Origin of the sequence: Micromonospora sp. DT53 (assembly GCF_049841535.1) — a bacterium.
Taxonomy (GTDB): domain Bacteria; phylum Actinomycetota; class Actinomycetes; order Mycobacteriales; family Micromonosporaceae; genus Micromonospora.
Genome location: NZ_JBNCKM010000016.1, coordinates 53,957 through 64,411, shown reverse-complemented (window position 1 = coordinate 64,411; position 10,455 = coordinate 53,957). Strand labels below are relative to the sequence as shown.

General features: G+C 74.1%; 9 protein-coding genes. 7 read left to right on the top strand and 2 right to left on the bottom strand.

Annotation, left to right across the window (positions count from 1 at the left end):
- Positions 1-1,260, bottom strand: a 1,260-nt coding sequence (locus ACLQ3B_RS33150) for a hypothetical protein (protein WP_425784609.1), incomplete at its 3' end; no start/stop codon positions are given.
- Here ACLQ3B_RS33150 and ACLQ3B_RS33145 point away from each other — a divergent pair.
- Together ACLQ3B_RS33145 and ACLQ3B_RS33140 are read left to right on the top strand one after the other, a co-directional pair.
- Complete coding sequence (locus ACLQ3B_RS33145; protein WP_425784608.1) at positions 1,249-2,259, top strand: tetratricopeptide repeat protein; 1,011 nt, start codon at positions 1,249-1,251, stop codon at positions 2,257-2,259. The two genes, ACLQ3B_RS33150 and ACLQ3B_RS33145, sit on opposite strands and share 12 nt — an antisense overlap.
- A complete protein-coding gene (locus ACLQ3B_RS33140; protein ID WP_425784607.1) occupies positions 2,256-3,287 on the top strand; it encodes an HAD-IIA family hydrolase in 1,032 nt (343 codons plus the stop codon). The genes ACLQ3B_RS33145 and ACLQ3B_RS33140 overlap by 4 nt, the downstream gene beginning before the upstream one ends.
- A gap of 13 nt (positions 3,288-3,300) precedes the next feature.
- Here ACLQ3B_RS33140 and ACLQ3B_RS33135 read toward each other — a convergent pair whose 3' ends face one another.
- Positions 3,301-3,639 carry an SCP2 sterol-binding domain-containing protein gene (locus tag ACLQ3B_RS33135; RefSeq protein WP_030334914.1) on the bottom strand — a complete coding sequence of 113 codons (339 nt, stop codon included), beginning with the start codon at positions 3,637-3,639 and terminating at the stop codon, positions 3,301-3,303.
- 111 nt (positions 3,640-3,750) lie between these two features.
- On the opposite strand from ACLQ3B_RS33135, the gene ACLQ3B_RS33130 reads away from it, so the two are divergent.
- The 5 genes from ACLQ3B_RS33130 (at position 3,751) to ACLQ3B_RS33110 (ending at position 10,420) form a co-directional block, all read left to right on the top strand.
- Complete coding sequence (locus tag ACLQ3B_RS33130) at positions 3,751-4,344, top strand: phasin family protein (RefSeq protein ID WP_425784606.1); 594 nt, start codon at positions 3,751-3,753, stop codon at positions 4,342-4,344.
- Positions 4,341-4,652, top strand: coding sequence for a hypothetical protein (locus tag ACLQ3B_RS33125; RefSeq protein ID WP_425784605.1), 312 nt, complete (start codon positions 4,341-4,343; stop codon positions 4,650-4,652). Before ACLQ3B_RS33130 ends, ACLQ3B_RS33125 begins: the two co-directional genes overlap by 4 nt.
- A gap of 38 nt (positions 4,653-4,690) precedes the next feature.
- Positions 4,691-5,551 (top strand): TlyA family RNA methyltransferase, encoded by an 861-nt coding sequence (locus ACLQ3B_RS33120; RefSeq protein ID WP_425784604.1) that lies wholly within the window; start codon positions 4,691-4,693, stop codon positions 5,549-5,551.
- Positions 5,552-5,660: 109 nt separating this feature from the next.
- Positions 5,661-6,545 carry an NAD kinase gene (locus tag ACLQ3B_RS33115; RefSeq protein WP_425784603.1) on the top strand — a complete coding sequence of 295 codons (885 nt, stop codon included), beginning with the start codon at positions 5,661-5,663 and terminating at the stop codon, positions 6,543-6,545.
- 158 nt (positions 6,546-6,703) lie between these two features.
- Entirely contained in the window at positions 6,704-10,420 is a 3,717-nt protein-coding gene (locus tag ACLQ3B_RS33110) for a S8 family serine peptidase (protein WP_425784602.1), read from the top strand.
- Positions 10,421-10,455: the final 35 nt, after the last annotated feature.

Sequence of the window (10,455 nt, the reverse complement as noted above, 5' to 3'; positions counted from 1 at the left end):
GGCGGTGACCGGGACGGTTCGCGTTCCAGCGCCCCGCGTGAGGGTGGCTTCCGTGGTGGCGACCGCGACGGTGGTTTCCGTGGTGGCGACCGCGACGGTGGTTTCCGTGGCGGCGATCGCCGTGAGGGCGGCTTCCGTGGCGGCGACCGTGATGGCTCGCGTTCCAGCGCTCCGCGTGAGGGTGGTTTCCGTGGTGGTGACCGTCGTGAGGGCGGTTACCAGGGCGGCGACCGCACCCGCTCCGGCCCGCCGCGCGAGGGCGGCTTCCGCGGCGGTGACCGGGACGGTTCGCGTTCCAGCGCCCCGCGTGAGGGTGGCTTCCGTGGTGGCGACCGCGACGGTGGTTTCCGTGGCGGCGATCGCCGTGAGGGCGGCTTCCGCGGCGGTGACCGGGACGGTTCGCGTTCCAGCGCTCCCCGTGAGGGCGGCTACCGCGGCGGCGACCGCGACGGTGGTTTCCGCGGCGGCGACCGCCGCGAGGGTGGTTTCCGTGGCGGCGACCGTGATGGGTCGCGTTCCAGCGCTCCGCGTGAGGGTGGCTTCCGTGGTGGCGACCGCGACGGTGGCTTCCGTGGCGGCGACCGCCGTGAGGGCGGCTTCCGCGGCGGTGACCGGGACGGCTCGCGTTCCAGCGCTCCCCGTGAGGGTGGCTTCCGTGGCGGCGACCGGGACGGCTCGCGTTCCAGCGCTCCCCGCGAGGGTGGCTACCGTGGCGGCGACCGTGATGGGTCGCGTTCCAGCGCCCCGCGTGAGGGTGGCTTCCGTGGTGGCGACCGCGACGGTGGCTTCCGTGGCGGCGACCGCCGCGAAGGCGGCTTCCGTGGCGGCGACCGGGACGGCTCCCGCTCCAGCGCCCCGCGTGAGGGTGGCTACCGTGGCGGCGACCGGGACGGCTCCCGCTCCAGCGCCCCGCGTGAGGGTGGCTTCCGTGGCGGCGACCGCCGCGAAGGTGGTTTCCGTGGTGGGGACCGGGACGGTTCGCGTTCCAGCGCTCCCCGCGAGGGCGGTTTCCGGGGCGGTGACCGCGAGGGCGGTTTCCGGGGCGGAGAGCGTACCGGCGGTTTCCGGGCCGATGAGCGGCCGCGTCGCGAGGGGGAGTTCCGTCGCGACGACCGCGCGGGTGGCTCCGAGTCGTTCGAGGGCGGGCGTAGTTCGGCCCCGGCGCTGCCGGACGACATCGTCGCGACGGACCTCGACAAGGACGTCCGCGCTGAGCTGCTCTCGCTGAACAAGCCGGTCGCCGAGACGGTGGCCCGGCACCTGGTCGCCACCGGGCAGCTGATCGACGAGAACCCGGCCGAGGCGTTGGCGCACGCGCTGGCCGCAAGGCGACTCGCGTCGCGCATCTCCGCTGTCCGTGAGGCGGTCGGTCTGGCCGCGTACCACGCGGGGGAGTGGCAGTCGGCGATCGCCGAGCTGCGCACGTACCACCGGATGAGCGGGTTGCAGAGCCACCTGGCCGTGCTCGCGGACTGCGAGCGGGCTCTCGGCCGGCCGGAGCGGGCCATCGACCTGTTCCGTGGCGCGGACCGGGAGAAGCTGGACCAGGCCGTGGCGATCGAACTGCTGATCGTCGCCGCCGGCGCGCGGGGCGACCTCGGGCAGAAGGACGCCGCGGTCGCGATGCTCCAGGTCCCGGACCTCACCAGCGAGGCCACCGTGCCGTGGACGGCCCGGCTGCGGTACGCGTACGCCGACGCGCTGCTCGCGGTGGGTCGGCGCGAGGAGGCCCGTGAATGGTTCTCCCGCGCTGCCGACGTGGACACCGAGGGTGAGACCGACGCCGCCGAGCGGCTGCTCGAACTCGACGGCGTGCTCATCGAGGGCGACGACGAGGACGAGGCCGCCGAGGAGATCGCCGCAGGCCCGGGCGCTCCCGGCGCGGTGCCGGCCCGACCCGACGCCGACCTGGCCGGCGACGAAGACGACGACGACGACAACGTCGAAGGCGACGACGACGAAGACGACGTCGAAGACGACGAAGACGACGACGAAGACGACGACGAAGCCGAGGACGAGGACTTCGACGACGACGAGGAGGACGACGCTGTCGGCAGTCCCGGCGACGACGAAGGCTTCGACGACGAGGACGAGGACCGTCACGCCGGCGGAAGCGACAACGCCGACGCGGACACCGCTGCCGACAGCGGCGTGACGTCCGGCGACGTGCCGAACGGCCCTGCGGCGGACGGCGACGCGGCGAACGCCGACGGGACCGTTCCGGCCCGGGACGACGAGTCGGGTTCGACGCAGCGGTGAGCGGGGGCGTGGGGGAGCGGCTGGTCGACGGGTACACCCTTGTCGTCTTTGATCTGGACGGCGTGATCTATCTGATCGACCGGCCGATCCCCGGCGCCGTCGAGGCGGTGGCCCAGCTGCACGCCGAGGGACGGTCGGTGGCGTACGCCACCAACAACGCGTCCCGCCGGTCCAGCGAGGTCGCGGACCTGCTCACCGGGATGGGTGTGCCGGCCCGGCCGGAGGAGGTCCTCACCTCCGCCGCCGCCTCGGCCGAGTTGCTGCGCGACCGGCTGCCCGCCGGCGCGTCGGTCCTGGTGGTCGGCGCGGAGGCGCTGCGCGCGGAGCTGCGCGCGGTTGGTCTGATCCCGGTCACGCAGGCCGATGAGAAGCCGGCGGCGGTGGTTCAGGGGTACGGCCCGCAGGTCGGCTGGGCCGAGCTGGCCGAGGCGTCGGTAGCGGTGCGGGCGGGTGCGATCTGGATCGCCACCAACACCGATCGGACCCTGCCCAGTGGGCGGGGACCACTGCCCGGCAACGGTTCGCTGGTCGCCGTGCTGCGTACGGCACTGGAGCGAGACCCCGACGTGGTGGTCGGCAAGCCGGAGCCGGCGCTGTTCGAGACTGCCGCCAAGCGTAGTGGCGGTGGGCGGAGCCTGGTGGTGGGTGACCGGCTGGACACCGACATCGAGGGCGCCCGCCGGGCGGGGCTGGACAGCCTGCTCGTGCTGACCGGCGTCAGCGGCGTACCGGATCTGTTGGCCGCCGAGCCGCAGCGCCGTCCCACGTACGTCGCGAGGGACCTCGCGGGGCTGTTCGACCCGGCTGCCGCCGTGCGGGTCCCGGGGCCGGCGGACGCTGGCGGTTGGTCCGTGACCGACCGGGACGGCACCCTGGAGCTGGCCGGGGCCGGTCGGGAGCTGGACGCCCTGGCCGCGCTCTGCGCGGTGGCCTGGTCGGCGCCGGTGCCGGCGCTGCCGAAGATCCGCCCGGTGGGCCCGGACGCGGCCCACGCGATGGAGAGTTTCGGTCTGACCGCGACGGCGTGACCCGGGGTGCTCGTCAGAGCAGTTTGCGCAACTTGAGCAGGTCGAACGGGTTGGCCTTGATCGACACCCGGCGGGAGGTCACCGCGTTGGTGACGTCCAGGTCGCCTCGGACCAGGGCGAGCAGGTCGTCGCTGGACGTGCTCAGCGCGATCTTGGCCTTGGGGTCGTCGCCGTCGGTCAGCTCGACAAGCCGACCGCCGGTGATTCGGCCGTGGAACGCGGTGTCCAGGTCGGTGATCCGGCAGGCCAGCGTCCGGTCCAGGTCGATCCGTTCGCGTACCGTCTCGGCGTTGCGATCCAACCGGGCGGCCAGCTCCTGCAACGCCTGCCGGCACTCGTCCACGCTGGCCACATCTCCCCCTCGCTGATCGCCACGCCGTCCTCGGCACCGTACCGCACGGGTCGGTCCGGGGTGCCCGGTAGCGTGACACCTGCACACCCCGCCCCGTGGAAGGACTCAGGCATGCAGGACGCGTGGCGCGCCTACCTCGAGCTGGCCATGGGCCTTGCGGAGGCGCCCCGGAAGAAGGCCCAGGACGTGGCACGTCGCCTCGTCGGCTCCGGCGGCGCGACCGCCGCTCAACTCCAGGCCCTCGGCGAGGAGCTGGTCACCACCGGCGCCGCCAACCGGGAGGCGCTGACCAAGCTGGTCCGCTTCGAGGTCGACCGTGCCCTCGGCGCGGTCGGTCTGGCCACCGCCGACGAGGTGGCCGAGCTGACCCGACGGGTGCACGACCTGGAACGGCAGCTACGGGAGGCGCGGTCCGCCGAGCCGGCCGCCGGTCCCACGGCACAGCCCACCCCGGCCGTCGCCGCGCAGCCGGGCGGCGGTCTCGTGCCGTCCGACGCCTCGGCCGGTGCCCCGGTCTCCGCGCCGGTGGCGAAGAAGGCCGTCGCGAAGAAGGCGGTGGCGAAGAAGGCGGTCGCCAAGAGGGCGCCGGCGACGATCAGCCGGACCTCCGACGAGGACGTCCCGACGCCGGCGGTGATGCCCGCCAAGAAGGTCACGCCCGCCAAGAAGGCGGTCCGTGAGCAGCCGCCGGACGACGCCGAATGAGCCGGCCCGGTCCACCGCCCGGCGGGTCCTTTCCGGCCCGCCCCGGTCCGCCGGCCGGCACCTCGTTCCCGGCCCGGCCCGGTCCGCCGGCCGGCGGGTCGTTCCCGGCCCGGCCCGGTCCTGCGGTGGGTGCCCGCCCCGGGCCGCCACCGGACCTCGGGGACGACGAGACGCGGCATCCGGCGGTGGAGGCCGCCGTGCGGGCCATCGCCAACGCGGCGACGCTCGCTCCCGCCGACCAGATCGCCCAGTACGAGGCGGCCTACGAGACGCTGCGGGAAACCCTCGCCACCATCGACCAGACCTGAGCGGGACGACCAGGCCTGAGCAGACCGGAGAACCACCCATGGCACGTCGTAACCGGCTGGACGCCGAACTCGTCCGCCGCGGTCTGGCCCGCTCCCGTGAGCAGGCCGCCGCGTTGGTGGAGGCCGGCCGGGTCCAACTGCGGGGCGTGGTCGCCGGCAAGGCGGCCGCGATGGTCGACCCCGCCGACCCGCTCCTGGTGACCGGTGCGGACCCGGCCGAGGAGTACGTGTCCCGGGGCGGGCACAAGCTCGCCGGCGCGCTGGCCGCGTTCGCGCCCGGCGGGTTGCGCGTCGCCGGGCGGCGTTGCCTTGACGCGGGGGCGTCGACCGGTGGGTTCACCGATGTGCTGCTGCGCGCCGACGCGGCCGAGGTGGTGGCCGTGGACGTCGGCTACGGGCAGCTCGCCTGGCCGCTGCGCACGAACGAGCGGGTCCGCGTCCTGGAGCGCACCAATGTCCGTACCCTCGATGCTGACGCGATCGGTGGCCAGGTCGACCTCACGGTGGCCGACCTGTCGTTCATCTCGCTGCGGCTGGTGCTGCCGGCGCTGGCCGGCTGCACCCGCGACGACGGCGACCTGGCGTTGATGGTCAAGCCGCAGTTCGAGGTCGGCAAGGACCGGGTCGGCGCCGGAGGTGTGGTCCGTGATCCGGAGTTGCGCGCCGAGGCGGTGCTGGACGTGGCCGCGACGGCGGCGCGGCTCGGCCTCGGGTTGGCCGACGTGGCGGCCAGCCCACTGCCCGGGCCGAGCGGCAACGTGGAGTTCTTCGTATGGTTGCGCCGGGGCGCACCGGCGGCCGACCCACAGTGGGTGCGGGCCGTGGTGGCGGCCGGGCCGGACGGCTTGACGACGGCCGGCGACGTGCCGGACGTCGCGGCGGAGGAGGTCGCAGGGTGAACGCGCGCAGCGAGGGCGCCGCAGTGGGCCGCGCGGTGACACGCGGCCGTGCCGAGGCGACGGCGCCGGTGGCGCGACGCCGCCCGGTCCGACGTGGGCGGGTGGGTCGATGAGCCGGACCGCGCTGTTGGTGACCCACACCGGCCGTCGGCGCAGCACGGAGCATGCCCGGTCGGTAGCCGCCGACCTGATCGACGCGGGTTTCGAGGTACGGGTGGTCGCCGACGAGGCCGAGGACCTCGACCTGCCCGGCGTGGTGCCGGTGGCCGGCCCGCTGGCCGCCGAGGGCGCCGAGATCGTCTTCGCGCTCGGTGGGGACGGCACGTTCCTGCGTGCCGCCGAGTTGGCCCGGCCGGCGAAGGTGCCGCTGCTCGGCATCAACCTCGGCAAGGTGGGGTTCCTGGCGGAGGCGGAGATCGACGACCTGGACACGGCGGTCCGGGACGTCGTGGGCCGTAACTACACGGTCGACGAGCGGCTGACCCTGGACGTCACGGCCGAGTTCGACGGTGGGCCGACCATCGAGTCCTGGGCGCTCAACGAGATCAGCATCGAGAAGGGCGAGCGGGCCCAGATGCTCGAGCTGCTCGTCGACGTGGACGGCCGGCCACTGTCGCGCTACGGCTGCGACGGTGTCGTCTGCGCCACGCCCACCGGCTCCACCGCGTACGCGTTCTCCGGTGGCGGGCCGGTGGTCTGGCCGGAGGTGGAGGCGCTGCTGTTGGTGCCGATCAGCGCGCACGCGTTGTTCAGCCGTCCGTTGGTCACGGCCCCGACGTCCACGTTCGTGATCACCGTCGACCCGTTCACCACTCTCGCGGTGCTTTCCTGCGACGGCCGGCGGGTCTACGACCTGCCACCCGGCGCGCGGGTGACGGTGCGTCGGGGCGCGCTGCCCGTGCGCATCGTGCGGCTGCGCCCCCGCCCGTTCACCGACCGGCTGGTGGCCAAGTTCGCCCTTCCGGTGCACGGTTGGCGCGGCAGCCGCCGGTGACCGTGGCGCACACCGTCGGTGGACGTGGGTTGTCCACCTGACGACATGTCGCCGCTGCGGCGGCGGGCGACTAGTGACCTGGTGACACGCTTCGACGCAGACTCCGATCGGCCCTCATCTACGGATGGCGGGCCTTCCGGAGTAGAGGAGCCCATCGCATGCACTGGTCCCCACGCTGGCTCGCCGTCGGCGCGGTCGGCGCGTTGGTGCTCGGCGTCGCCGCACCGGCGTCCGCCGACCCGCCCGCCCGGCCCACCGGCCCGACGTCGGGCACGCCCGCCCAGCACGCACCCGTCCGCATCACCCTGATCACCGGCGACCAGGTCGACCTGGTGCAGGCGGCACCCGGTCGGGTCGCCGCCACCGTCCGCCCGGGACCCGGGCGCGAGCGGGTCATCTTCCAGACCTTGGAGGTCGACGGCCGGCTGCGGGTGCTGCCCAGCGACGCCCTGCCCTACGTCTCGAGCGGGGTCCTCGACGCCAAGCTGTTCGACGTGCAGGAGTTGGCCGCCGACGGGTACGGCGACGCCGCGCAGGGCGCGTTGCCACTGATCGTGCGCTACCAGGAGCAGGCCGCAGGGCGGGTCAAGCCGCTCACCGGTGCCACCGACGCCCGGCCGTTGGGAAGCATCAACGGCGCGGCGCTGCGGGTCGGCAAGGGCGACCTCGGTGGCCTGTGGACCACGCTCGCCGGCACGCCCGCGCAGCGTGTCGCCGCCGGAACGCCGGCCAAGCTCGGCGCCGGCATCGCCCGGATCTGGCTGGACGGGAAGGTCCACCCGACGCTGGAGCACAGCGTGCCGCAGATCGGCGCCCCGACGGCGTGGGCGGCCGGCCGTGACGGCACCGGCGTGAAGGTGGCGGTGCTCGACACCGGCGTCGACGCCACCCACCCGGACCTGGCCGGGCGGATCGCCGAGGCGCAGGACTTCTCCAACAGCGGCAGCCCCCGCGACGGGCACGGCCACGGCACCCACGTGGCGTCCACCATCGCCGGCAGCGGGGCGGCCTCCGCCGGGCTGCGCAAAGGCGTGGCCCCCGGCGCGCAGTTGCTGATCGGCAAGGTGCTCGACGACGGTGGCTCCGGTTACGACTCGTCGATCATCGCCGGCATGGAGTGGGCCGCCCACTCCGGCGCGAAGGTGGTCAGCATGAGCCTCGGTGGCGACCCGACCGACGGCACCGACCCGATGAGCCAGGCGGTGAACGACCTGACCGCCGAGACCGGTGCGCTGTTCGTGGTCGCCGCCGGCAACTCGGGCGCCGCGCGTACCATCGGCTCGCCGGGCGCGGCCGCCGCGGCGCTGACCGTCGGCGCGGTGGACCGCGACGACGACCTGGCGGAGTTCTCCAGCCGTGGCCCACGGCTTGGCGACAACGGCCTGAAGCCGGAGATCACCGCGCCGGGCGTCGGGATCATCGCCGCGCGAGCCGCCGGCACCACCATGGGTACGCCGGTGGGCGACGCGTACACGACCGCGTCCGGCACCTCGATGGCCACCCCGCACGTGGCGGGAGCGGCGGCGATCCTCGCCCAGGAACACCCGGACTGGAACGCCGGCAAGCTCAAGGACGCGCTGGTGAGCACCACGAAGGCCAACCCGGCGCTTACCGTCTTCGAGCAGGGCGGCGGTCGCGTCGACGTGGCGCGGGCGCTCGGGCAGCGGGTGTACGCCTCGGCCATCGTGGACTTCGGCCGGGTCACCACGGGCGGGACGGCGGTCGAGCGGACCGCGACGTACACCAATGGCACGAACGCCGCGCAGACCCTGCGGCTGGCCCTGGAGGTGCGCAACCTGGACACCGGTGCGGTCGAGGCCGACGGGGTCACCGTCGGCTCCGAGGTGACAGTGCCGGCGGGTGGCAGCGTGGCCGTGCCGGTGCTGGCCGACCCGGCGAAGCTGGCCCGCGGCCCCCACGGTGGCTGGCTGGTGGCGACCGGCGCGAACGGCGTGGCGGTGCGCACCCCGGTCGGGCTGACCCTGAGTGGGAAGCTGCACCAGGTAACCGTCAAGGTGTTGGACCGGCAGGGTCAGCTGACCCTCTCGCCGGGGTTGACCCTCTTCGGTGAGCAGCCCGAGTCGGACTACTGGGGCTGGTGGCCGGGCGAGGGCACCCTGCAGGTCGAGGAGGGCTCCTACCTGCTGAACGCGATGGTCGAGCACGGCGCTCCCTTGGACGAGCAACTGACCGAGGTCGTCGAGCCGGAGTTGACCGTCGACCGGGACCTGACAGTGGTGCTCGACGCCCGCAAGGGCACGCCGGTGCGGATCGAGACGCCGAAACCCAGCGAGCAGCAGGCCACGCTCAGCTACTACGTGCACCGGGTGTTGGGCAACGGCCGGCAGATCGACCACGGTGTGATGGCCTACAGCACGGTTCAGCAGCTGAACGTCACGCCGACCCGCCAGGTGCGCCGGGGCGCGTTCGAGTTCGCCTCGCGCTGGCAGCTCGTCGCCCCGATGGTGGACGCGAAGATCAGCGGCGTGTCCGGTCCGCTGGACATCAACCTGATGGGTACGTCACCGGCGCCGACCGGCCGGCGGAAGCTGGCGCTGGTCTGGGCCGGCACCGGGACCCCCGCCGAGCTGACCCGGGTGCGGGGCGCCGCTGCGCTGCTCGCCACCGACCCGAACCGCTCCGAGGACGAGCAGATCGCCGCCGCGGCGGCCGCCGGTGCCGCGGCGGTGCTGGTCGTCCGGTCGGCGGACTTCTCCGCGTGGACGGTGTGGCGCCCGATCGGGGATCGACTGCCGATCCCGTCGATGGCGGTTGCGTACGACGACGGGCAGCGGCTCATCGCGGCGGCCCGGAAGGGCCGGGCGACGCTGGACCTGACGCTGACCGTGGACAGCCCGTACCTGTACGACGTGTGGCAGGTGTCGAAGGGTCGGGTGCCGGAGCGGATCGTGCACACCGTGACCGCGAAGAACACGGCCGAGGTGACCGCCAGCTACGGCGACATGGGAGCGGGTTGGGCCAGTGAGCAGCGCTTCGGCTGGCGTCCGTGGCAGGAGTACTCCTGGAACGACGACCAGCGCATGGTCCGCAACGGCACCACCCGGCAGGAGTTCGTCAGCGCCGGGGACAACTGGTGGCAGCACCGGGTGCAGCACAAGCTCATGTACCTGCAGTGGGGGCAGTTGGCCGGCGGCCTGAACCAGGAGCCCCGGCGCTACGGCGCCGACGATCGGGAGACCGAAGCCTGGCATGCGCCGGTGGTCCGCCCGGCCGTACCGGCCGGTGGGGTGCCGGTTCCCACGCGCACCGGTGACAACCTGGACCTGCGGGTGCCCGAGTTCGTCGACGCCGACGGGCACTACAGCGTGGCCGGCGGGAGTGAGGAGTCGGACACCGTCGACGTCCGGGTCAGCCGTAACGGGCAGCAGATCGCCGACCTCTCCGGTGGCTGGGCGCCGGTGCCCACGACCGCCGGGGCGGCCCGCTACCGCCTGGACGTGACCACCCAGCGTTCCTCGGCCGAGTGGCGCTACGGTACGCGGACCGACACGGCCTGGGAGTTCACCTCGGCCCGACCGGCGGGCGACGCCGCCAGGCCGTTGTCGCTGCTCCAGGTCGACTACCGGGTGCCGGCCGACCTGCTCGGAACGGTACGCGGCAGCCGGCCGCACCAGCTCGGGCTGACGCTGCGGCAGCCGGCCGGGGTGCCGGCGCCGACGGGTGCCGGCGTCCGGGTGCAGGTCTCCTTCGACGGGGGCGTCACCTGGCGTAACGCGCCGACGACGGGGTCGGGTACCCGCTACACCGCGACCGTGCCTTCGGGGCGCGGAACGGTCTCGCTGCGGGTGCACGCCGCCGACAAGGCCGGCAACACCGTCGATCAGACGGTGCTCGGGGCGTACGGGCTGCGCTGATTCGGGCAGGGGCGGGGCGGCCTGGCCGGCCCGTC